Raw genomic sequence first — 22,273 nt, forward strand, 5'->3', positions numbered from 1 at the left:
CCGGCAAGCCTTGCCCCGTCGCGCCGCCCGGCACGCCCGCTCGGACGACGCTCCTCATGGGGCAAACATTGCCGGTCACGGCCCACGCGGCCCTGTCCGGCCCACCATGATCGGCCGGACAGGACCGCGTGGGCCCGGATCACCCTCGGTGATCCGGGCCCACGCCCGTTCCCGTGCCCCGTCCGTGCGCGGGCTCACGCCACCGTGCGCGGCAGCCGCAGGCTCAGCAGCACCGTCAGTGCCACTGCCGCCAGCTGCACCAGCAGCGTCACGGCCAGCGCGTCCCGCATCCCGGAGCCGGGGACCAGCGCGAGGAAGAGCGTCCCGAGTGTCGCCACGCCCAGCGTCAGCGCCGCCTGCTGCGTCGTCGTCATCACTCCGCCGCCCACCCCGGCCCGCTCGGTCGGCACGTCGGAGAGCACGATGCGGAAGAGGACCGGCAGCTGCAGCCCCTGACCGAAACCGGCGAGCGCGACGCCCGGCAGCAGCTGAAGCAGCCCCAGGTCCGGCCAGCCGCTCCACACGGTGAGCGCGAGCACCGCAACGCCCACGCCCTGGATCAGCCCGCCCGCCGTCACGACCCGGGTGCCGAACCGACGGACCAGCCGCGGACCGGCCAGCGACGCCACGAAGAAGGCCGCGGCCATCGGCGCCAGCGAGAGCCCCGCGGCCGCCGGGCCCATCTGCAGCCCCTGCTGCAGCGAGACCGCGATCACGAACATGAAGCCGCCGAAGCCGAGCGAGAACGGCAGCACCAGAGCCAGACCACGCCGCAGCGAGTCCAGTCGCAGCAGGCTCGGCGGGATCAGCGGGATCTGTCCGCGCCGGTCGGCCCGCTGTTCGACCCGGTAGAAGGCGAATGCGGCGAACGGGAACAGCGCCAGCGAGATCCACGTCCACGCCGGCCAGCCCGCGGCCCGCCCCTCCGTCAGCGGTGCCAGCAGCGTCATCAGCGACGCGCCGAGCAGCAGCGTGCCCGGCACGTCGACGGGCGCGGGCCGGTCCGAGCGGGTCTCCGGTACGGCGCGTGCGGCCAGCATCAGCCCCACCGCCACCACCGGCACGTTCACCAGGAAGACCGAGCGCCAGCCCGCGCTCTCGCCGAACACCGACGACAGCGGCGCGGCGGCGACCAGCACGCCGCCGACGATCTGGCCCGCGACCATCGAGAGCCCGGCCGTCGCCCCGTACAGGCTCATCGCCCGCGCCCGCCGGTGTCCGGCAGTGGCCGCCTGGATGGTGGCGAGCACCTGCGGCAACATCAGCGCGGCCGAGGCGCCCTGTGCGACCCGCGCCCCGACGAGCGTCCAGGCGTCCGGGGCTAGCCCGCAGGCCAGCGAGGTGAGCCCGAAGGCCGTCATGCCAGCCAGGAAGAGCCGGCGCCGACCGGCCATGTCGCCGAGCCGGCCACCGAGGACGAGCAGGACGGCGTACGCGAGTCCGTACCCCGCGACGACGAGTTCCAGCAGCGCCGGGCCGGCGGCCAGGTCCTTGTCGATCGTCGGCAGGGCGACATTCACGATGAAGAAATCGATGAGCGGCAGGGCCGCCCCGAGCAGCACCGTGAACAGGCCGAGCGAGCCGAGTACCGGGGTGGGGTGGTCGTGCCGCACCACGGGGGTGGAGATGGCGGATGTCTGCGTCCGTACAGGGGATTCACTCACGACATCGACGATCGTCCTCATCTCAGCCTGGTACCAGAGTGTCTTTATCCTGGTACAAGCAGCACCTGGCAGAGCAAGACGGGGTTCGGCAGGCTGGAGGCATGACGACGATGGCGAGTGAGCTGTCCCAGGTGCGCGAGGAGGCCCAGGTCTCGGAGAACGAGGTCCGGCGGCACGAGCTCGCGGGCTTCCTGCGCAGCCGCCGCGAGCGGATCACCCCCGAGCAGGTCGGTCTGCCCCGGGGCAGACGCCGTCGCACCCCCGGCCTGCGACGCGAGGAGGTCGCCCAGCTCTCCGCCGTCGGCGTCACCTGGTACACCTGGCTCGAACAGGCCCGTGACATCCAGGTCTCGCCCCAGGTTCTCGACGCCCTCGCCCGCGCCCTGCTGCTCGACCGCAGCGAGCGCACTCATCTCTTCTCCCTGGCCGGTGCCGTCGACCCGACGCCCGACGCGGACTGCCCGAGCATCACCCCGGCACTGCGCGAGATGCTGTGGCAGCTGGACCCGATCCCGGCCTGCATCCAGAACAGCCGGTACGACATCCTCGCGTACAACCGGACCTACGGGCGGCTGCTCTGCGACATGGACGCCGTCGCCCCCGAGGACCGCAACTGCATGATCCTCTCCTACACCAACCCGGACTGGCGCTCCGCCGTCGTCGACCTCCCGGAGATGAACCGGGTGATGGCCGCCAAGTTCCGCGGAGCGATGGCGGAGCATCTGGCGGAGCCCGCCTGGAAGGCCCTCCTCGGTCGGCTGGAGGCGGCCTCGGCCGAGTTCCGGGAGATCTGGGCGCGCCACGAGGTGGTCGGCCCGGGCGGCCGGACCAAACTCTTCCGCAACACCCACGTCGGACTGCTGCGCCTGGACCACACCGACCTCTGGCTCGGCCCGTCGACCGGTCCGCGCATGGTGACGTACGCCCCCGCCGACGAGGAGTCCCGCGAGCGGCTGCGGCGGCTTCACGCCCTGGAGCTCGCCGAGGCCTGACCCCCGGTGCCGGCGGGCGCGGGTGCCTCCAGCCGCTCCGCGGTCCGGCGGGCGGTCTCCCGTGCCCAGCGCCCGCTGGTCAGCGCGCCGACGAGGAGGACGCACACCCCGCAGCCGGTGATGATCCACCAAGCGGGCTTGCTCGCGTCCACGAAGGCGGTGGCGTACGCGGCGCCGCGCGGGGAACCGGTGCCCGTCACGCCCGCCGCCAGCACCGCACCGATCACGGCGACGCCCAGCGTCCCGCCGATCTGTCGACTGGTCGAGGCGACTGCCGCCGCGACCCCGGCCTGCGAGCGCGGCATCCCGGAGACGGCGGTGTTGGTGATCGGCGCGTTCACCATGCCGAAGCCGAGGCCGAAGAGCACGTAGCCGGTGAACAGCAGCACGTTCTGGGTCTCCGCGTCGAACGCCGCGAACAGCAGCCCGCACGCCGTCATGGCCGCGCCCGCCACGAGCAGGGGGAGCCGCGGCCCCCGGCTGCCGACGAGCCGCCCGGACAGCGGGGCGCAGACAAAGGTCAGGGCCGCCATCGGCAGCATGTACAGGCCGGCGTGCAGGGCGGTCAGGCCGCGCACGTTCTGCAGGTAGAGCGTGTTGAGGAAGAGGAAACCGCTCAGCGCGGCGAACGCGCTGACCGCGATGGCGGTGGCGCCGCTGAACGGGGCGCTGTGGAAGAACCGCAGATCGATGAGGGGCTCGGCGCGCCTGGGCTCGTACACCAGCAGCCCGGCCAGGGCGCACATGGCGAGCGCGGCGAAGACCAGGATCCGCGGCGAGGCCCAGCCCACGGAGGGCGCCTCGATGATCGCGTACGTCAGTGAACCGAGCAGGGCGATCACCAGCAGCTGACCCACGGGGTCGGGGCGGCGCGGCTTCGGGGCGCGGGACTCCGGGACGTAGCGCCAGGTGAGCAGCAGCGCGGCGAGACCCACCGGCAGATTGATCCAGAAGATCGACCGCCAGCCGACCGAGTCAACCAGCAGACCGCCGACCAGCGGTCCCGCCGCCATCGAGATGCCGACGACTCCGCCCCAGACGCCGATGGCGCGGGCGCGCTCGCGCGGGTCGGTGAAGGTGTTGGTGATGATCGACATCGCGACGGGGGTGAGCATCGAGCCGCCGACCGCCTGCACCATCCGGAACGCGACGAGTGACTCCAGGTTCGGAGCGACGGAGCAGAGCACCGAACCGAGGGTGAACAGGACCAGCCCGGCCTTGAAGACCTTCCGCCGTCCGATCCGGTCGGCGGTGGAGCCCGCCAGCATCAGCAGTGAGGCGAGGACGAGGGTGTACGCGTCGATCGTCCACTGCAGGCCGGCGACGGTGGCGTGCAGTTCGTGCTGCATGGAGGGCAGGGCGACGTTGAGGACGGTGCTGTCGAGACTGACGATCAGCAGACTCAGGCAGCAGATCGCCAGTACGAGTTGCCGTCGGTGGTGGCTGAGCTCGGGCATACATGGATAGTACGGCTAACTAACGACTGTCACCGCATGGTTGCCCGCCTCTCGCCCCGGCGCCCGCCGGAGACGGTCGCGCCGTACGCGACAATGGAGCAATGACCACGCTCGCCCCCTCGCTCCCGCAGCTCCGGATCGGCCCGCACACGGTGCAGCCGCCGGTGGTGCTCGCTCCCATGGCCGGTATCACCAACGCCCCGTTCCGCACCCTGTGCCGGGAGTTCTCCGGCGGCAAGGGGCTGTTCGTCAGCGAGATGATCACGACGCGGGCGCTGGTCGAGCGCAACGAGAAGACCATGCAGCTCATCCACTTCGATGCGAGCGAGACCCCGCGCTCGATCCAGCTGTACGGAGTGGACCCGGTCACGGTCGGCAAGGCCGTCCGCATGATCGTCGACGAGAATCTCGCCGACCACATCGACCTGAACTTCGGCTGCCCGGTTCCCAAGGTGACCCGCAAGGGCGGCGGCTCGGCGCTCCCGTTCAAGCGGCCCCTGCTGCGCGCGATCCTCAACGAGGCCGTCTCCAACGCGGGCGACCTGCCGGTCACCATCAAGATGCGCAAGGGGATCAACGACGACCACCTCACCTACCTCGACGCGGGCCGGATAGCGGTGGAGGAGGGTGTCACGGCCGTCGCCCTGCACGGCAGGACCGCCGCCCAGCACTACGGCGGCACCGCCGACTGGGACGCGATCGCCCGCCTCAAGGAGCACGTCCCGGAGATCCCGGTCCTCGGCAACGGCGACATCTGGTGTGCGGACGACGCCCGCCGGATGATGCGCGAGACCGGCTGTGACGGCGTGGTCGTGGGCCGCGGCTGCCTCGGACGCCCGTGGCTCTTCGGTGACCTGGTGAGTGCCTTCGAGGGGACGGAGGCGAGGCAGGCGCCGACGCTCCGGGAGGTCGCGACGGTGATGCTGCGGCACGCGACGCTCCTGGGGGAGTGGATCGGCGACGAGACCCGTGGCGTGATCGACTTCCGTAAGCATGTGGCCTGGTACCTCAAGGGCTTCTCGGTCGGCTCGGAGATGCGCAAGAAGCTGGCGATCACCTCGTCGCTGGACGAGCTGGGTGCGCAGCTGCACGAACTCGACCTCGACCAGGCCTGGCCGGACGGGGCGGACGGGCCGCGCGGGCGCACGTCCGGCAACAACCGTGTGGTGCTGCCGGACGGCTGGCTGAAGGACCCCTACGACTGCTCGGGCGTGAGCGCGGAAGCCGAGCTCGACACCTCGGGCGGCTGAGGCACCCGGTGCCCTTGATTCACTCCCGCTCATCTGAGCGTCAATCTGGGGTGAATCGAGGGTGGACGGGATGGTGCGGGGCGCCGTGGCGTGCGATGGAGATGCCTCGTCCGCACTTCTTTCACCCCTTGCGGTCGGCGCGTGACCATACGTGCCCTCGGGGGTGTCCGGATAGTGACATCTGAGCGCCTGTCGGGGCGTGATTCTCGCCACCCCTGAGGGGTTCATTGCTCAGATGAGCGGGTTTTTGGGAACTGCACTTCTCAAATGGTGGCACTCGGTGCCACCCGACTTTACTTTGATCGATCGACGCATCCACTACGTACCGTGCACAATTCTCGCGATCTTGGGAGCTGCGAGTAGTGATGTATTCAAGAAGTGAATGAATGGCCTCTCCTGCGAGTCCGGAACGAAACTTTCGATCTACTGGCGGACGAGTGGTTAAGGCCGCATGACGCGCAAGTGGACGTACCCAGACACCTTCGATCTGGGTATGTTCCTCGCCGTCAGGGCAGCCACCCGAGTCCTCTAGGAGTCGAGACCCGTGTCGGAAAACAAAGATCCTCACGTACCCACGCCGGAGCTCCTGGGTCAGAAGTTCGTTTATGACTTCACCGAGGGCAACAAGGATCTGAAGGACCTGCTCGGCGGCAAGGGTGCCAACCTCGCCGAGATGACGAACCTCGGGTTGCCCGTCCCTCCGGGCTTCACGATCACCACCGAGGCGTGCAAGGTCTACCTCGACAGTGGCGAGGAGCCGACGGCGCTCCGCGACGAGGTGAGTGCGCACCTCGCCGCCCTGGAGGAGCGGATGGGCAAGAAGCTGGGCCAGGCCGACGACCCGCTGCTGGTCTCCGTCCGCTCCGGCGCGAAGTTCTCGATGCCCGGCATGATGGACACGGTTCTCAACATCGGTCTCTCCGACGAGTCCGTCGTCGGTCTCACCGCCCAGGCCGGCGACGAGCGGTTCGCGTGGGACTCGTACCGCCGCCTGATCCAGATGTTCGGCAAGACCGTCCTCGGTGTCGACGGCGACCTCTTCGAGGAGGCGCTGGAGGCCGCGAAGGAGGCCAAGGGCGTCACCGTCGACGTGGATCTCGACGCGGCCGACCTGAAGAAGCTGGTCAAGCAGTTCAAGAAGATCGTCACGCGCGACGCCGGGCGTGACTTCCCGCAGGACCCGCGCGAGCAGATGGACCTGGCCATAAAGGCCGTCTTCGACTCGTGGAACACCGACCGCGCCAAGCTCTACCGTCGCCAGGAGCGCATCCCCGGCGACCTCGGCACGGCCGTCAACGTCTGTTCGATGGTCTTCGGCAACCTCGGTCCCGACTCCGGTACGGGCGTCGCCTTCACCCGCGACCCGGCCAGCGGCCACGCGGGCGTGTACGGCGACTACCTGCAGAACGCACAGGGCGAGGACGTCGTCGCGGGCATCCGCAACACCGTGCCGCTCGCCGATCTGGAGTCGATCGACAAGAAGTCGTACGACCAGCTGATGCAGATCATGCAGACCCTCGAAACGCACTACAAGGACCTGTGCGACATCGAGTTCACCATCGAGCGCGGCCAGCTGTGGATGCTTCAGACCCGGGTCGGCAAGCGCACCGCCGGTGCCGCGTTCCGGATCGCGACGCAGCTCGTCGACCAGGGGCTCATCGATGAGGCGGAGGCGCTCCAGCGCGTCAACGGGGCACAGCTGGCGCAGCTGATGTTCCCGCGCTTCGACGAGGACGCGAAGACGGTGCTGCTCGGCCGTGGCATCGCCGCGTCTCCGGGCGCCGCGGTCGGCAAGGCGGTCTTCGACTCGTACACCGCGGTCAAGTGGTCCCGGTCGGGCGAGAAGGTCATCCTGATCCGCCGCGAGACCAACCCCGACGACCTCGACGGCATGATCGCCGCCGAGGGCATCCTGACCTCGCGCGGCGGCAAGACCTCGCACGCCGCCGTCGTCGCCCGTGGCATGGGCAAGACCTGCGTCTGCGGCGCCGAGGAGATCGAGGTCGACACCAAGCGGCGCCGGCTGACCGTCGGCGGGACCGTCGTCGAGGAGGGCGATATCGTCTCGGTCGACGGCTCCACCGGCAAGGTGTACCTCGGTGAGGTCCCCGTCGTCCCGTCCCCGGTCGTCGAGTACTTCGAGGGCCGGATGCACGCGGGCGCCGACGACGCCGACGAGCTGGTCGCAGCCGTGCACCGGATCATGGCGTACGCGGACCGGGTGCGCCGGCTGCGGGTGCGGGCCAACGCGGACAACGCCGAGGACGCGCTGCGGGCGCGGCGCTTCGGTGCCCAGGGCATCGGCCTGTGCCGCACCGAGCACATGTTCCTCGGCGAGCGCCGCGAGATGGTCGAGAAGCTGATCCTCGCGGACACCGACGACGAGCGCGAGGCCGCGCTCGCCGCGCTGCTGCCGCTCCAGAAGGCCGACTTCATCGAGCTGTTCGAGTCGATGGACGGGCTGCCCGTCACCGTGCGACTGCTCGACCCGCCGCTGCACGAGTTCCTGCCCGACATCACCGAGCTGTCGGTACGGGTCGCGCTCGCCGAGTCCCGCAAGGACGCGAACGAGAACGATCTGCGGCTTCTCCAGGCCGTGCACAAGCTGCACGAGCAGAACCCGATGCTCGGTCTGCGCGGCGTGCGGCTCGGGCTGGTCATCCCCGGTCTGTTCGCGATGCAGGTGCGGGCGATCGCCGAGGCGGCCGCCCACCGCAAGAACGCCAAGGGCGACCCGCGCGCCGAGATCATGATTCCGCTCGTCGGCACGGTCCAGGAGCTGGAGATCGTCCGCGAGGAGGCCGACCAGGTCATCGCCGAGGTCGAGGCGGCCACCGGCACCAAGCTGAAGCTGACCATCGGCACGATGATCGAGCTGCCGCGCGCCGCGCTGACCGCCGGTCAGATCGCCGAGGCCGCGCAGTTCTTCTCCTTCGGCACGAACGACCTGACCCAGACGGTGTGGGGCTTCTCCCGCGACGACGTGGAGGCCTCGTTCTTCACCGCGTACCTGGAGAAGGGCATCTTCGGGGTGTCGCCGTTCGAGACGATCGACAAGGACGGCGTCGGTTCGCTGGTCCGCAGCGCCGTCGCGGCCGGCCGGGCCACCCGCCCGGACCTGAAGCTCGGTGTCTGCGGCGAGCACGGCGGTGACCCGGAGTCGGTGCACTTCTTCCACGAGGTGGGCCTCGACTACGTCTCCTGCTCGCCGTTCCGGATCCCGGTCGCCCGCCTGGAGGCGGGCCGCGCCGCGGCAGAGGCGAAGGGCAGCGACAGCCGCTGACCTGATCCCCGGACTCCGGGGCTGTCGGCTCACGTAAACCCTCAACTGGTCGACAACGGCTCCGGACCACCCTGAAGCGGCGGCACCCTGTGCGGGGTGCCGCCGCTTCGCCATGTCCGTATCCCGGACGGAGACAAAAGGAACGCGCAAGCGCTTTCGTCGATTGCCGCACCCATTGCTTCGTTCAATACGCAAAGATATACACGGTGAACGGACCGGGGTGCGGCCCATGGATCCCCATCCATGGGCCGCACCCGGCTTACCCCCGTCGGGCACGGAGCCGCACCGTTCACCGACCGCCGCCGAACGAGCAAACCCCCCACGGCCTTCACTCGCTCTTCCGGTCGGCTCAGGTTTCGCACCCGACGCCGTACAGCCTTTCGGGTGACGGTGGGTCGGGGCGAGACGTTTCACCTCTGGCCGAAACCCCGTGGTGACGTCCTGTGACGGCTCACATACTCTTGAGCAGGGGGAATTGCGGATGCAACAAGTGGGGGTTCGGTGCTGCGTATTCATGTGTCCGGAATGGACCTTTCCAAGGTGCGCATGGCCACACGGCCGGACGCATTGTGGGAAACCATTCTGAGTTTTCATCGGCTGAGGGACCGGCGCGCTTCCACCGTCTTCGGGAAATGGCGGACGGAAACCCGGCCCCGGTTGAATGGTGAGACACGCCTGCTGGCCGCCCTGGTGCCGCCCCGCGGCTATTTCCCGGACTTCCTGACGCCCTCCCGGGCGGCCGGCGAGCCGTACGGCCTCGACGCAGGAATAGAGGCGCTGCGCGGAACCCCGCCCGAGCGGCTCCATGCCGAGCTGGCCCTGCTGCGCACCGGCCGCCACGAGCCGGGGCGGCCGGCGCCACTGGGCGGGCGGCCCGGCGGCCGCGGCGGGTTACGTGCCGGTGGGGTGCGGCCCGTGGGCGGGCGCCCCGGCGAGGGACGGCCCGTGCCGCCCCTGCGGCTGGACGCGCTCTCCGAGGGGCGCGCCGAACCTCTCGGGCGGCTCATCGTCGACCTGCGCAGCTACCACCGCGCCGCCGTCGAACCGTACTGGCCGCATATCCAGGCCAGCATCGAGGCCGACCGTGCCATCCGCGGCCGAGCCCTCCTCGACGGCGGCGCAGACGAGCTGCTCGCCTCCCTGCCGTCCATGATCCGCTGGCGGGCCCCGGTGCTGGAGGCTGACTATCCCGTCGACCGGGACCTGCACCTGGACGGGCGGGGACTGCTGCTCCAGCCGTCGTTCTTCTGCCGCTCCACCCCGGTCGTCTACCGCGACCCGAAGCTGCCGCCGGTGCTCGTCTACCCGGTCACCCACTCCGCCGCCCCGGTCTTCGCCGACCCCGGTCCGGGCCCCTGGCTGGGACGGCTCCTCGGCAACACCCGGTCCACCGTCCTCCAGGCCATCGGCAACGGCTGCACCACCAGCGAGCTCGCCCGCCGGGCCGGGGTGTCCCTGGCCTCGGCGAGCCAGCATGCCTGCGTACTGCGCGAGGCGGGGCTCGTGCTCACCCTGCGGCACGGCAGTTCGGTCCTGCACACGCTGACACCGCTCGGCGGCTCGCTCCTGCGGGGCGGCGCGCCGCTCGCGCTGTCATGACGGGCCGGATTGCTCCAGCAGTGCCTTGAGGGCGTTCAGCCGGTCCTTCCAGAACGCCCGGTACGTGGCGACGGCCTCGGCGCCCGCGAGCTTCTCGTGGGCGAGACCCAGCTGGGTCCGTCCGTCCGGCAGCGCCGTCACCCGCACCGAGAGCCGTCCCGTCGCCGCCCCGGAGTCTGCGAAGTCCGCGCTCAGGGACCTGGCCGGGCGGTGTGTGCGCAGGATCAGTCCGGCGTCGGGGAGCCAGTCGCCGCGCAGCGCCGGATCGGTGAACGCCGCCAGTACACGTTCCGCCGGAGCCGCGACCGTACGACTGGCCGAGGTCCGCCAGTCGCCGGTGGAGGCCTGCCCGACCTGGCGCAGCCCGCGCTCCTGCTCGTATCCGACGGTGACCGACTGGGCGTACCAGCCGTCCATACCGTGCTCCGTACGCAGATGGGCGGCGATCTCGGTGTGGGTGTGCCGGGTCGCGTCCCAGGCGTCGAGTACGGAGAACCAGTCGTCCCAGTCCCGGCCGGTCCGTTCCCGGAGCGCGTCGGCCGACAGCTTCTCGGTGATCCGTCGGCCGGTCGATCCGCTGCCTACTCCGTCCTTCGATACGTTCATGGCTCCGACGATAGGAGGCCCGGAAGATTTTTTCGCCGTCCGCGATGAGTTCGGCGGCGGCCCGCCGTCTACCCCTCGGAAGCGCTCGAAGGAGGCGCCACCGATGAGCAGAGAAGAGTGGACATGAACCAGATGATCTTCGTGAACCTGCCGGTCAAGGACCTTGAGACGACGAAGGGCTTCTTCGCCAAGCTCGGCTTCTCCTGCAACCCGCAGTTCAGTGACGAGAACACCGCGTGTCTCGTCATCAGTGACACGATCTTCGCCATGCTCCTCACCGAGCCCCGCTTCAGGGAGTTCACCAAGAAGGAGGTCGCGGACGCGTCGAAGTCCACCGAGGTGATCATCGCGCTGAGCGCCGAGAGCCGCGAGAAGGTCGACGAGCTGGTCGATACGGCGCTTGCCTCCGGCGGTTCGCCCGCCAACGAGCCCATCGATCACGGGTTCATGTACGGCCGGTCCTTCCAGGACCCGGACCACCACATCTGGGAGGTCATGTGGATGGACCCGGCCGCCGTCCAGGGGCAGGGCTGACGCGTCGGAACACCCCGGGCCTCAGGGGGCGAGGCCCGGCCAGGTCACCCCGGTGAGCTGCTCGGACGCCACCCACAGGCGTTCGCTCGCCACATCGTTCCGCGTCCAGCCCGTCCGCCAGGACGGGGCGGGCGCACCCCGCCAGCCCAGCAGCTTCGGGCCGGTGAACGAGTCGGGGCGAACCCCGGGCGCGGTGGCCGCGTACAGCGTCGGCAGCGCACCGGAGGACGCGGGCTGGGCGAGGATCCGGTTGCCGAGTCCGACCACCCGTTCCGCGGTCCTGCGGTTCTCCATCCTGACGCCCGCCGTCTGCAGATTGGTCGCCGCGTATCCGGGGTGCGCGGCCGCGGCGACGACGTCGGAGCCGGCCGCGGAGAGCCGGCGCGCCAGCTCATGGACGAAGAGCAGATTGGCGGTCTTCGAGCGGCCGTAGGCGATCCAACGCCGATAGTTCCGCTCGCTGTTGAGATCGCCCATGTCGATGTTGGACAGGGCGTGCATCCCGCTCGACACGCTCACCACCCGGGCGCCCGGGGTGTTGAGGAGCTTCGGCAGCAGCAGACCGGTGAGAGCGAAGTGCCCGAGGTGGTTGACGCCGAACTGGGTCTCGAAACCGTCGGCCGTCTTCCGGTACGGCAGGGCCATCACACCGGCGTTGTTGATCAGCAGATCCAGCCGGTCGGACCGGTACGAAGCGGCGAACTCCCGCACGGAGGAGAGGTCGGCCAGATCCAGCGGTGCGAACTCCACCTCCGCGCCCGGCACGGCCGCCCGGATGCGTGACTCGGCCTCCTTGCCGCGGGTCTCGTCACGGCACGCGAGCAGCACCCGCGCACCGCTGCGCGCCAGTTCGCGTGCCGTGACGAGTCCGATACCGCTGTTGGCTCCGGTGACCACGGCCGTACGGCCGCTCTGGTCGGGGATGTCGCTCGCGTTCCAGCCCTGGGTCATGGATCAAGCGTACGACCGGAGCCCCACGGCCGGAATCAGCTGCGGAACGGCCCCTTCACCTCGTACGTGATGCCGCCGGATGAACTGCCGCTGGTGCCGCGCTGCGAGGAGAAGTAGAGCCGGGTGCCGTCCGGCGAGAACGCCGGTCCGGTGATCTCGGAGCCGGACTGGCCGCTGATCCGGAGGAACGGGGCGACGGTGCCGTCCGGGGTGATCAGGCAGATCTCCATGTTCCCGCCGTCCTCGGCGACAAAGAGGTCCCCCGAGCCCGAACGGGTGACGTTGTCGACGCCGGTCAACGGGGCGGTGCCGCCGGTGACCAGGGAGTCGTCGTAGACGAGCGAGATCGACGAGGCATTGGCGTCGTACGCCCACACCCGGTTGTCGCCCTTGGTGGTGAACCAGCAGGTGCCCGCCGCGTAGAAGCAGCCCTCACCGCCGTTGAAGACCTTGGCCCCGGAGACCTGGTAGCGGGTCTGGGTGGGGGAGCCGTCCGGGTCGGGGACGGCCGCCCAGGTCACCGGGCCGCTGGTGGCGGTACCCGCCACGAGTACCTCGAGGGTGCCGCTCGCGAGGTTGCCCCAGGTGGTGGGGCGGAAGCGGTAGAACCGGCCGTCGGTCTCGTCCTCGGTGAGGTAGATGTATCCGTGGTCGGGGTCCGCGGCCGCCGCCTCGTGCTTGAACCGGCCCAGCGCGGGGCGTTGCACGGCGGCATTGACCCCCCACGGGTCGGTCTCGTACACGAAGCCGCGGGTGACCTCCTCGCAGGACAGCCAGGTGTTCCACGGGGTCCGGCCGCCCGCGCAGTTGTTGTTGGTGCCGGACAGGATGCGGGACGCCGAGGTGACGTTCCCGGCCGAGTCGAAACGCACGGCACTCGCGCCGCCGCCGCTGCCCGATGACACCTCGGAGTTGGAGACGTAGATCCAGCCGCTGCCGTCGGCGAAGACCGCACCGCCGTCGGGGGCGCTGTGCCAGGTGTACGAGGTGCCCGGGACGCTCTGCCCGGAGCGCGCGACGATGCGGCTGGTGAAACCGGCGGGCAGCGCAATGCCGTTGGCGTTCGCCGCCTGCAGTGCCCCGTAGGGTCCGGTGCCGGGCTGGGCGGGTGCGGCATACGCGGCGCCGCGCCAGAGCGTTCCGCCGAAGGCCGCCGCCGAGCTGCCGACCACCGCTGTGCGCAAGAAGGTCCGACGTTCCACGATCACTCCACTGGTGACGTGAGGGCCCGCCGGTCCGGTTGGCCCGGCGGGTCGCGCGTCAGGAACCTAGGGGGCGGTGTTTGACGGAGCGTCAACAGCCGGTGAATGGTCTGCGGCGGCGGCCCTATCGTTCGCCGTCAGGCGGCGCGTACCGCGTGGACCGGGACCGACACCTCGTCGTCGTCCAGGCAGGCACCCGTCGCCAGGTCGAAGCGCTGCTTCAGCAGTGGCGAGGCGACGAAGGGGCGCCCCTCGACGGACCCGACCAGGCCGCGTGAGAGGACGTACGCCCCCGTGAACGGGTCGCGGTTGTCGATCGCGTACGCACGCCCTGCCCGGTCCACGAAGAGTGCGACCTGGCGGCCGTCCGGGAGGAGCGCGGCGACGCCGCGCCCGGGGGTCAGCCGCGACAGCGCGCAGACCGTGAACCAGTCGTTCCCGTCGGCGAGCTGGACCACGGGGGTCTGCTGCGTCGTCTCCATCGTCGGTGCGGTCATCGGGAAGAGGTCCCTTCGAGAGTACGGACGGCGAGCACCGGTCCGGCGAGGATGTCCAGGTCGGGCTTGACCTGGTCGCGTTCGGGAACGAACCGCACCGACGGGTCGGGTGCGTCGGGCGCGTTGACGAAGGTGACGAACCGGCGCAGCCGGTCCGGGTCGTTGATGGTCTCGGCCCATTCGTCGCGGTAGCCGGCGACATGGTCGGCCATCAGCCGCTCCAGCTCCTCGCAGAGCCCCAGAGAGTCGTGGACGACGACGTCGCGTACGTGGTCCAGGCCGCCCTCGATGCGGTCCAGCCAGGTCGAGGTGCGTTCCAGGCGGTCGGCGGTACGGATGTAGAACATCAGGAACCGGTCGATGAGGCGCACCAGTTCGGCGTCGGAGAGGTCCTGGGCGAGCAGGTCCGCGTGGCGCGGTTCGGCACCGCCGTTGCCGCCGACATACAGGTTCCAGCCGTTGGCAGTGGCGATGATCCCGAAGTCCTTGCCGCGGGCCTCCGCGCACTCCCGGGCGCAGCCGGAGACCGCCGACTTCAGCTTGTGCGGCGAGCGCAGCCCGCGGTAGCGCAGTTCCAGGTCGATGGCCATCTTCACCGAGTCCTGCACGCCGTACCGGCACCAGGTCTGTCCCACGCAGGACTTGACCGTCCGCAGTGATTTTCCGTACGCGTGCCCGGACTCGAACCCGGCGTCCACCAGACGCGTCCAGATCAGCGGCAGCTGGTCGACGCGGGCGCCGAACATGTCGATCCGCTGGCCCCCGGTGATCTTCGTGTAGAGGCCGAAGTCGCGGGCGACCTCACCGATCACGATCAGCTTCTCCGGGGTGATCTCACCCCCGGGGATGCGCGGCACGATCGAGTACGAGCCGTTGCGCTGGAGGTTGGCCAGGAAGTGGTCGTTGGTGTCCTGCAGGGCCGCCTGCTCGCCGTCCAGCACATATCCGCTCGCGCCGAGCGTCGGCGCGAGCGAGGCGATGATCGAACCGACCGTCGGCTTGCAGATCTCACAGCCGTCCCCGCCGCGCGCCGCCTCCCGACCGTGCGAGTCGAGCAGTTCGGCGTACGAGGTGATGCGGAGGGTGCGGACGATCTCGTACAGCTCGCTCCTGGTGTACGAGAAGCAGCCGCACAGACCCTTGTCCTGGCTCTGCGGCAGCAGTTGACCGATCACCTTCACGCAACTGCCGCAGCCGGTACCGGCCTTGGTGCACTTCTTCACCTCGGGCAGCGTGGTGTGCTCGCAGATCGCCCCCTTGGTCACGTTGTGGCAGGAGCAGATCACCGCATCGTCCGGCAGCGCGGACGGGCCGAGGGTGACCGGGCCGCCCGCACCGGCCGGCAGCACGAGCTGCTCGGGGGCGACGGGCAGGACCGTACCGGTCATCGGCCGCAGCGTCCCGTACTGATCGGCGTCCCCGACCAGTACCCCGCCGAGCAGCGTGCCGTCCCGGCCGATCACCAGCTTCTTGTAGACGCCGGAGCGGGAGTCGGCGTACACCACGTCGAGGCAGCCCTCGGCCGTGCCGTGCGCGTCGCCGAACGACGCCACGTCCACCCCGAGCAGCTTCAGCTTCGTCGACAGATCGGCGCCGGTGAACGCCGCCTCCTTGCCCGCGATCACCTCGGCGACCGTCTGCGCCATCTCGTACCCGGGCGCGACGAGCCCGTACACCCGGCCGTCCGAGGCCAGCGCGCACTCGCCGATCGCGAAGACCGCAGGGTCCGAGGTGCGGCACTCCTCGTCGACGATGATGCCGCCGCGCTGCCCGACCGCCAGACCGCAGTCGCGGGCCAGCTGGTCCCGGGGGCGTACCCCCGCCGAGAAGACCACCAGGTCGGTGGCGAGCGACGAACCGTCGGAGAGCGACATGCCGTTCACCGTGCCGTCCTCGCCCGCGGTGACCTCCTGCGTGCCGACGCCCGTGTGCACGGTGAGACCCATGGACTCGATCGTGCGCAGCAGCGCCGCGCCCCCGCCCTCGTCGACCTGCACCGGCATCAGCCGGGGCGCGAACTCCACGACGTGTGTGTCGAGCCCGAGCCCCTTCAGCGCGCCCGCCGCCTCCAGCCCGAGCAGCCCGCCGCCGACGACCGCGCCGGTCGTCGCCGTCCTCGCGTACTCCTCGATCGCGAGAAGGTCCTCGATGGTGCGGTAGACGAAGCAGCCCTCGGCGTCCTTGCCGGGGACCGGCGGGACGAACGGGTACGAGCCGGTGGCCAGCACCAGCGTGTCGTACGCGAACGTCTCCCCGGAGCGCGCGGTGACCGTGCGGGCCTCGCGGTCGAGGGACTCGGCAGGGTTGCCGAGGTGCAGCTCGAAGCCGTGCCGCTCCATGAAGCCGGGCTCGACGAGCGACAGATCGTCCGGGGTCCTCCCGGCGAAGTACGAGGTCAGCTGGACCCGGTCGTAGGCGGCGCGCGGCTCCTCGCAGAGCACGACGACCCTGGCCGTGCCCGCGGCCGCGGTCAGACCGCGCTCGGCGAGCGCCTCCAGGAACCGCTGGCCGACCATGCCGTGTCCGACGACCACGATGGTCGGGAGGGCGGAGGTACGGTCGGTCGGGGGAGTGGACACCGGCATCTCAGAAGCCTCCGTCGTTGGTGAGCAGGTGGAGCAGGGACGTTTCGGCGGGGAGCGGTTCGTCGTCCTCCCAGGTGCGGGCGAGGGTGCCGACCGCGGCGAGATCGCCGAGCAGCACACCGCCCGCCAGCCGGTCGCCGCGGACGACGACCGCGCGGTACGCACCCCGGGTCGCGTCGGCCAGCCGGACGACGTCATCGCCGGGCAGCGGCCGGGAAACCCCGAACGCGGCCAGATCGAGCGCACCGGCGGGGTCGGCGGGCGGGCCGTGCAGCGTGAGACGGGTCAGGGCCCGGGTGCCGTCGTAGCGGGCGGGCCGCCCCGCCAGCACCTCGGCGAGCACATCGGCCTGCTCCAGCGCCGGGCCCGCGAGCCCGTAGAGCGTGCCACGGTGCTCGGCGCAGTCGCCGACCGCGTGGATGTACGGGTCGGAGGTGCGCAGCTCGTCGTCGACGACGACCCCCTTGCGGACGTCCAGACCTGCCGCCTGGGCCAGCCCGGTCCTGGGCCGTACCCCGCAGGCCAGCACCGTGATCTCGGCCGCCAGCTCATAGCCGTCGGCGAGCTCCACGGCCCGCACCGCGCCGTCGGCGCAGCGCAGCCCGCGGACCCGGCACTCGGTGTGCACCTCCACCCCGAGGGTCTCCAGATGGCGCCGGAGCAGTCCGGCCGATCCGGCGTCCAGCTGCCGCTCCATGAGGTGCTCGCCCTGCTGGGCCAGCACCACCTGGGCGCCGCATTCGGCGAGCGCGCGGGCGGCGGAGACGCCGAGCAGGCCGCCGCCGATGACGACGGCGCGCACGCCCGCACCAGTGTGCCGCCCCACGGCTTCTCGCAGCGCCAGGCAGTCGTCGAGCGTGCGGAACGCATGCACTCCGTCCGGCATCGTGGTGCCGAGTCCGCGCAGCGGCGGCAGCACCGGGTTCGAACCGGTCGCCAGCACCAGCCGCTCGTACCCCACGACGCTTCCGTCGTCGCAGTGCACCAGCCGGTCGGCCCGGTCGATCCGCACCGCCCGCACCCCGCGCCGTACCTCGGTCGGGGGCAGGGCGATGACCTCGGCCGCGTACCGCCCGGCCAGCACCTCGGCCAGCAGCACCCGGTTGTAGGGGGCGTGCGTCTCCTCGCCGATGACGGTGACGCCGGGCACCCGGGCGGCGAGCCGTGCGCCCGCCATCCCGGCGCCGATCACCACCACACGCGCCGCGTTCTCCGTCTGTGTCCTCATGGTGAGAAGCGTGCGCGGCGGGTGTTACCCGATCGGATCCCCGCTGTTTCCCGGGAGGAACCTTGCGCTCAGCGCGTCCGAAGAGGGTCTGTGAGGGCCGCGGAGCCCCGGAAGCTCAGAGTTGGCTCAACTTTCCGGCGATCCCGCGGAAGCAGTTGGACGGGACACGTATCGCCTCCATAGGGTCGCGAGCATGCCCGACATAACCCTGACCACCCTGGTTGTCCTGTGCCTCGCCGCTGCCGCCGCGGGCTGGATCGACGCGGTGGTGGGGGGCGGCGGGCTGCTCCTGCTGCCCGCGCTGCTGCTCGGTCTGCCGCACGTCCCGGCCGCGCATGTCCTCGGCACCAACAAGGCGGTGGCCATCGTCGGTACCTCGGGCGCCGCCGTGACGTACGTGCGCAAGGCGCCGGTGAAGGTCGGGACGGCGGTGCGGATCGGGCTGATGGCGCTGGCCGGATCGATGACCGGGGCCTTCTTCGCTGCCGGGATCAGCAGTGACGTGCTCCGTCCGGTGATCATGGTGGTGCTGCTGGCGGTGGCGGCGTTCGTGATGCTGCGGCCGCAGTTCGGCAAGGAGACGGGCGGGGGCACGGACCGGAGGGTCACCCGGGCCCGTACCGTCACCGCGATCGTGCTGGTCGGCGGTGGCATCGGCTTCTACGACGGGCTGTTCGGGCCCGGCACCGGCACGTTCCTGGTGCTCGCGCTGACCGCCGTGCTCCACCTCGACCTGGTGACGGCGTCCGCCACCGCCAAGATCGTCAACGTCTGCACCAACGCCGGTGCCCTCGCGATGTTCGCCTACCAGGGCAGCGTGCTGTGGCAGCTGGCCGCGCTGATGGCGGTGTTCAACCTGGCGGGTGGGCTGCTCGGTGCGCGGATGGCGCTGCGCAAGGGCAGCGAGTTCGTCCGTGGTGTGCTGCTGGTCGTGGTGTTCTCACTCGTCGCGAAGCTGGCGTTCGACCAGTGGGCCTGACGGCCTCCCCCACTCCCTGTCGTGGGGGAGGCCGTCAGGGTGCGCGACCGGCGTCAGCGCACTCCCGTGAGGTGTGCGTACGCGACCACGTTGCCCTGGTAGCCGGTCTTCGGTGAGAAGCCGCCGCCGCAGGTGATCAGTCGCAGAGCGGGGAACAACGAGGCGCCGTACACCCGCCGGTCGGGGAAGTTCTTGTTCTTGTACACCTCGATGCCGTCGAGCGAGAAGACGGCGGTGCTCCCGTCCTGCCGGACCACCTCGACGGTGCTGCCCTTGGCCAGGGACCCCAGGTCGTAGAAGACGGACCGTCCCTGTGCGTTGTCGACATGACCGGCGACGAGCGCGGTGCCCTTGGCACCGGGCGGAGTGCCGTCCTTGTACCAGCCGACGACATTGCGGTTCTCGGCCGGCGGCACGTCGAGGCTGCCGTCGGACCCGAGCCCGAGCCGGATCATCGGGGCGTCCACCCTGATGCTGGGGATACGGAGACGGACGGGCGTCGAGGGCCGCAACGGGGCGGCGACGGGTGAGCCGGGCTGTACTCCGGGACCGGCGGCGAAGGCCTGGGCCGTGGTCGGCTGCGGCGGCACCAGCGCGGTGTCGGCGCCGTTCTGGATCAGCCAGACGCCGACCAGCGCTGCGACGGCGACCAGCCAGCCCTTGGCCTTCTGGGACACGGTCGTCCTCCGGGGGGTCGTCCTCCGGAACGGGAAGGACGTGAGGAAGGAAGTGAGGTCCGTCCCGGTGGCGCGCGGCCACCGGGACGGAATCGTGGCGGTACGGGGACGTGGATGCGTCCCCGTCAGCTGTCCGCCTGCGTGCCGCTCGCCCGACGACGCAGGAGCCAGGCTCCGCCGACGGCGGACGCGGCGAGAACGCCGGCACCCGCCGCGATCTGGGAGGTGTCCGGACGGACGCTGCCGCCTACACCAGTTTTGACGTGCCCGGAGGGAGAGGTGGGCACGGTGGAGCTGTCCTGACCGCGTCCGTTTCCGGTGTCGCGGCCGGTGTCCTGACTGCGTCCGTTCCCGGTGTCGCCACCGGTGTTCTGGCCGCGTCCGTTCCCGGTGTCGCGCCCGCTCTGGCCTCCGGTGTCGCGACCGGTGTTCTGGCCTCCGGTGTCGCGCCCGCTCTGACCGCCGGTGTCGCGACCGGTGTTCTGGCCTCCGGTGTCGCGCCCGCTCTGACCGCCGGTATTGCGCCCGCTCTCGTTCCCGGTGGAGGAGCCGATGCTGCCGAAGGGGTTCTGGTTCCCGAGGAGGCTCTCGCCCCTGGCGGCCAGGTCGTCGAGGGAAGGCACCCCGAAGCCGTTGTCCGTGTCGTCGCCGGAGGCGTTGTCCTCCACGGCGTCGGCCGTGGCGCCCGCTGCGGCGTTCTTCGCGGTGTCCGCAGCCTTCACCCGCAGCGTTCCGGTGGCCCCTTTGCCGTTCTCGCAGGACACGTCGATGCTGTACCGACCCGCCTCGGTCATCGTCGGCACCGTGAACGTGCCGACCACCACCTCCTTGCGGGTGGTGGGCCCCAGCTTGAAGTCCCCTGCTTCCAGGGAGTTCGTATCCCCGGTGGCCTTCGCGCCGTTCCCGCAAGCGGTGGTGTTCACCGTGACTGTGGTGCCCGGTGCCACGTCCGCCGGTGATATCTCCAGCTGACCGAGGTCCCCTGCATACGCGGGCGTCGCGGCGGTGGACAGGCCGAGCGCGGCAGCGGTGAGCGCCGCGGCGGCGGTGCCGGTCACGAGGCGGGCAGGACGGCGCATGGGGGTTCCTCCGAGCAGGGGCGCTGGTGGGGCATCTCCTGATGCAGAGCTAACGGGCGGCGCGCCACCCATGCATGCTGACACTGAGTCAGCTTTCACTCGACCGGTCCGGGCCGGACCCTTTGTCGAGCGGTAAGTGTGCAGGTCACGGCGGTGATGAGAGGGTGTGTGGCGGGTCTCGCGACACACCGTGCTGATCGGGTGACGAGCCGCGAGGAATGAGTGCCGCACATCACATGCATGGCCTCGTCGGCCCCGGGCACACGCATGACACCCCCCACGGGACGGCTTTCCCCCCGCCGCCCCAGGCCGCCGCCCTCATCGGACCCACCCCCCTGGGCCCGATGGGGGCGGTCCCGCCGTCACTCGGGAGCGATGGCGGACCAGGTGACGACCGGCGGCCGGACGCGGGCGCAGAGCGGCTGCCCCTTGGCGTCGGAGAGGCGCAGGCGTGCGGTGAGGTGTCCGGAGCGCACGGCGGCCTCGAGTACGGCCGGATCGACGTCGCCGAACATCAGCTTGGCCCGCCGGAACATGGAGAAGACGCCGTGATCGTCCACGGTGCCCCAGGACAGATAGACGAAGCGCCCGCCGAGCCGGTTCTGCACGTACGGCCCGGTGACCGTGATGCCGTCGTCGGTCGCGGTGGCCGTGCAGTCCAGTGTCCATGAGGCCGACGGGGCGTCGCCGGGGCACAGTCCCAGCAGCTCACCGGGCCTGTCCTTGCGCTGTACGCCGACATGGATGTTCCGGGCGCCGGGGAAGTCGCTGTCGGCCCCGCAGGTGAGGCCGGGGAGGTCTGAGCCCTCGATGTGGATCTGCATGGCCTCCATGTTCCCGTCTCAGACGGTGTCCCAGGGCGCGGCCTCGTAGGCCAGCCCCACCCGCTTCATCAGTTCCTCGTCGACCACGAACTCCGTGTCGTCGATCCGCCGGATCGGCGCGATGCCCTGCGAGTTGGTGAGGAATGCCGACCGGTAGCCGCCGATCCCGTCCAGCGTCACCGGACGGCGTACGGACTCCAGCCCGGCGCCCGGAAGTTGCTGCTCCAGCAGGGCCATGGTGATGCCGAGCAGTGCGGGTGCGTCGGGCCAGACGACAGAAGTGCCGTCCCAGAAAGCGATGTTGGTGATCGCTCCTTCCGTCACCGTCCCGTCCGGTGCGATCAACAGTGCCTCGTCGAAGCCGGAGCGTGCGGCGAGTTGCCCGTAGTAGGTCTGGCCGAATTCGCCGGGGCGCTTGATGTGCGGGACGGTACGGACATACGGAACGGACATCAGGCTGTGCGGTTCGGTGGACTTCTGCGCCGGTCCGCGCACGGTGACCATGACGGTCGTCCCGGTGTCGCCCGGCGGCAGGAAGGCGTGCACCCGGGTCGAGGCGTCCCGTGCCCCGGCACTGTCCAGCGCGTGCCGGATCAGCTCGCGCACCCGGCCGCCGTCGAGCCCGTGGCCGAAGAGTTCCCGGTTGGCGGCGTCCAGCCGGGCCAGGTGGAGGGCGAGGCCGCGTACCCTCCCGTCCCTGACCTGCATGGCAGTGAAGTGGCCGTAGTTGGAGAATGCGGGGATCCGGAGATCCGCCTCCGTTGCGGCGTGTCCGTTGAACTCGACGTACAGGGGTGCGGCGGTCGTCATGTGTTCCACCGTATGCCGGAGAGGTGAGGGGCGGCGCTTGACCTCATCCTTGGTTG

General features: G+C 70.6%; 18 protein-coding genes. 6 read left to right on the forward strand and 12 right to left on the reverse strand.

Features of this window, described 5'->3' with window-relative positions; translation table 11 throughout:
• Positions 1 to 194: 194 nt before the first annotated feature.
• Complete coding sequence (locus OG972_RS27655) at positions 195 to 1,685, reverse strand: MFS transporter (RefSeq protein WP_266985888.1); 1,491 nt, start codon at positions 1,683 to 1,685, stop codon at positions 195 to 197.
• 80 nt (positions 1,686 to 1,765) lie between these two features.
• On the opposite strand from OG972_RS27655, the gene OG972_RS27660 reads away from it, so the two are divergent.
• On the forward strand, positions 1,766 to 2,656 hold the full coding sequence (locus OG972_RS27660) for a helix-turn-helix domain-containing protein (protein WP_266985890.1): 891 nt from the start codon (positions 1,766 to 1,768) through the stop codon (positions 2,654 to 2,656).
• Here the strand turns inward: OG972_RS27660 and OG972_RS27665 are convergent.
• The gene (locus OG972_RS27665; RefSeq protein ID WP_266985892.1) at positions 2,629 to 4,113 is read right to left on the reverse strand and encodes an MFS transporter; all 1,485 of its coding nucleotides are present in this window, start codon (positions 4,111 to 4,113) and stop codon (positions 2,629 to 2,631) included. The genes OG972_RS27660 and OG972_RS27665 overlap by 28 nt on opposite strands.
• A 101-nt stretch (positions 4,114 to 4,214) precedes the next feature.
• Between OG972_RS27665 and dusB the strand changes: the two genes are divergently transcribed.
• The 3 genes from dusB to OG972_RS27680 all read left to right on the forward strand — a co-directional run bounded on the left by dusB (position 4,215) and on the right by OG972_RS27680 (position 10,245).
• Complete coding sequence (gene dusB / locus OG972_RS27670) at positions 4,215 to 5,363, forward strand: tRNA dihydrouridine synthase DusB (RefSeq protein WP_266985894.1); 1,149 nt, start codon at positions 4,215 to 4,217, stop codon at positions 5,361 to 5,363.
• Positions 5,364 to 5,907: 544 nt separating this feature from the next.
• The gene (ppdK, locus tag OG972_RS27675; RefSeq protein WP_266985896.1) at positions 5,908 to 8,646 is read left to right on the forward strand and encodes a pyruvate, phosphate dikinase; all 2,739 of its coding nucleotides are present in this window, start codon (positions 5,908 to 5,910) and stop codon (positions 8,644 to 8,646) included.
• Positions 8,647 to 9,147: 501 nt separating this feature from the next.
• A complete protein-coding gene (locus OG972_RS27680) occupies positions 9,148 to 10,245 on the forward strand; it encodes a helix-turn-helix transcriptional regulator (protein ID WP_266985898.1) in 1,098 nt (365 codons plus the stop codon).
• Here OG972_RS27680 and OG972_RS27685 read toward each other — a convergent pair.
• Positions 10,240 to 10,851, reverse strand: a complete 612-nt coding sequence (locus OG972_RS27685; RefSeq protein ID WP_266985900.1) for a DUF4287 domain-containing protein — start codon at positions 10,849 to 10,851, stop codon at positions 10,240 to 10,242. The two genes, OG972_RS27680 and OG972_RS27685, sit on opposite strands and share 6 nt — an antisense overlap.
• Before the next feature lie 123 nt (positions 10,852 to 10,974).
• On the opposite strand from OG972_RS27685, the gene OG972_RS27690 reads away from it, so the two are divergent.
• Entirely contained in the window at positions 10,975 to 11,385 is a 411-nt protein-coding gene (locus OG972_RS27690; protein WP_266985902.1) for a VOC family protein, read from the forward strand.
• Between the two features lie 21 nt (positions 11,386 to 11,406).
• Here OG972_RS27690 and OG972_RS27695 read toward each other — a convergent pair whose 3' ends face one another.
• From OG972_RS27695 to OG972_RS27715, 5 genes are all read right to left on the reverse strand, one after another.
• Entirely contained in the window at positions 11,407 to 12,336 is a 930-nt protein-coding gene (locus OG972_RS27695; RefSeq protein ID WP_266985903.1) for an oxidoreductase, read from the reverse strand.
• A 35-nt stretch (positions 12,337 to 12,371) separates the two neighbouring features.
• Complete coding sequence (locus tag OG972_RS27700; protein ID WP_266985904.1) at positions 12,372 to 13,538, reverse strand: alkaline phosphatase PhoX; 1,167 nt, start codon at positions 13,536 to 13,538, stop codon at positions 12,372 to 12,374.
• 137 nt (positions 13,539 to 13,675) lie between these two features.
• Positions 13,676 to 14,035 (reverse strand): nitrite reductase small subunit NirD, encoded by a 360-nt coding sequence (nirD, locus tag OG972_RS27705; RefSeq protein WP_266985906.1) that lies wholly within the window; start codon positions 14,033 to 14,035, stop codon positions 13,676 to 13,678.
• A complete protein-coding gene (gene nirB / locus OG972_RS27710) occupies positions 14,032 to 16,620 on the reverse strand; it encodes a nitrite reductase large subunit NirB (RefSeq protein WP_266985908.1) in 2,589 nt (862 codons plus the stop codon). The genes nirD and nirB overlap by 4 nt, the downstream gene beginning before the upstream one ends.
• A 1-nt stretch (position 16,621) precedes the next feature.
• Positions 16,622 to 17,848 carry an NAD(P)/FAD-dependent oxidoreductase gene (locus OG972_RS27715; RefSeq protein ID WP_266985910.1) on the reverse strand — a complete coding sequence of 409 codons (1,227 nt, stop codon included), beginning with the start codon at positions 17,846 to 17,848 and terminating at the stop codon, positions 16,622 to 16,624.
• 193 nt (positions 17,849 to 18,041) lie between these two features.
• Here OG972_RS27715 and OG972_RS27720 point away from each other — a divergent pair, with 193 nt between their 5' ends.
• A complete protein-coding gene (locus OG972_RS27720) occupies positions 18,042 to 18,827 on the forward strand; it encodes a TSUP family transporter (protein WP_266985912.1) in 786 nt (261 codons plus the stop codon).
• 53 nt (positions 18,828 to 18,880) lie between these two features.
• Here the strand turns inward: OG972_RS27720 and OG972_RS27725 are convergent, their stop codons facing one another.
• From OG972_RS27725 to OG972_RS27740, 4 genes are all read right to left on the reverse strand, one after another.
• On the reverse strand, positions 18,881 to 19,504 hold the full coding sequence (locus OG972_RS27725; protein WP_266985914.1) for a class F sortase: 624 nt from the start codon (positions 19,502 to 19,504) through the stop codon (positions 18,881 to 18,883).
• A gap of 125 nt (positions 19,505 to 19,629) precedes the next feature.
• A complete protein-coding gene (locus OG972_RS27730; protein WP_266991058.1) occupies positions 19,630 to 20,583 on the reverse strand; it encodes a hypothetical protein in 954 nt (317 codons plus the stop codon).
• A 362-nt stretch (positions 20,584 to 20,945) separates the two neighbouring features.
• Positions 20,946 to 21,407, reverse strand: coding sequence for a DUF5990 family protein (locus OG972_RS27735; RefSeq protein WP_266985916.1), 462 nt, complete (start codon positions 21,405 to 21,407; stop codon positions 20,946 to 20,948).
• Between the two features lie 18 nt (positions 21,408 to 21,425).
• Entirely contained in the window at positions 21,426 to 22,217 is a 792-nt protein-coding gene (locus OG972_RS27740) for an aminotransferase class IV family protein (protein WP_266985918.1), read from the reverse strand.
• Positions 22,218 to 22,273: the final 56 nt, after the last annotated feature.

Source organism: Streptomyces sp. NBC_01669, from assembly GCF_026339735.1.
Lineage (GTDB): Bacteria > Actinomycetota > Actinomycetes > Streptomycetales > Streptomycetaceae > Streptomyces > Streptomyces yanii.

Bases quoted from the DNA above. Each gene is read 5' to 3' on its own strand.
- OG972_RS27655 (WP_266985888.1), bottom strand. From the start codon at position 1,685: ATGAGGACGATCGTCGATGTCGTGAGTGAATCCCCTGTACGGACGCAG.
- OG972_RS27660 (WP_266985890.1), top strand. From the start codon at position 1,766: ATGACGACGATGGCGAGTGAGCTGTCCCAGGTGCGCGAGGAGGCCCAG.
- OG972_RS27665 (WP_266985892.1), bottom strand. From the start codon at position 4,113: ATGCCCGAGCTCAGCCACCACCGACGGCAACTCGTACTGGCGATCTGC.
- dusB (WP_266985894.1), top strand. From the start codon at position 4,215: ATGACCACGCTCGCCCCCTCGCTCCCGCAGCTCCGGATCGGCCCGCAC.
- OG972_RS27685 (WP_266985900.1), bottom strand. From the start codon at position 10,851: ATGAACGTATCGAAGGACGGAGTAGGCAGCGGATCGACCGGCCGACGG.
- OG972_RS27690 (WP_266985902.1), top strand. From the start codon at position 10,975: ATGAACCAGATGATCTTCGTGAACCTGCCGGTCAAGGACCTTGAGACG.
- OG972_RS27695 (WP_266985903.1), bottom strand. From the start codon at position 12,336: ATGACCCAGGGCTGGAACGCGAGCGACATCCCCGACCAGAGCGGCCGT.
- nirD (WP_266985906.1), bottom strand. From the start codon at position 14,035: ATGACCGCACCGACGATGGAGACGACGCAGCAGACCCCCGTGGTCCAG.
- nirB (WP_266985908.1), bottom strand. From the start codon at position 16,620: ATGCCGGTGTCCACTCCCCCGACCGACCGTACCTCCGCCCTCCCGACC.
- OG972_RS27715 (WP_266985910.1), bottom strand. From the start codon at position 17,848: ATGAGGACACAGACGGAGAACGCGGCGCGTGTGGTGGTGATCGGCGCC.
- OG972_RS27720 (WP_266985912.1), top strand. From the start codon at position 18,042: ATGCCCGACATAACCCTGACCACCCTGGTTGTCCTGTGCCTCGCCGCT.
- OG972_RS27730 (WP_266991058.1), bottom strand. From the start codon at position 20,583: ATGCGCCGTCCTGCCCGCCTCGTGACCGGCACCGCCGCCGCGGCGCTC.
- OG972_RS27735 (WP_266985916.1), bottom strand. From the start codon at position 21,407: ATGCAGATCCACATCGAGGGCTCAGACCTCCCCGGCCTCACCTGCGGG.
- OG972_RS27740 (WP_266985918.1), bottom strand. From the start codon at position 22,217: ATGACGACCGCCGCACCCCTGTACGTCGAGTTCAACGGACACGCCGCA.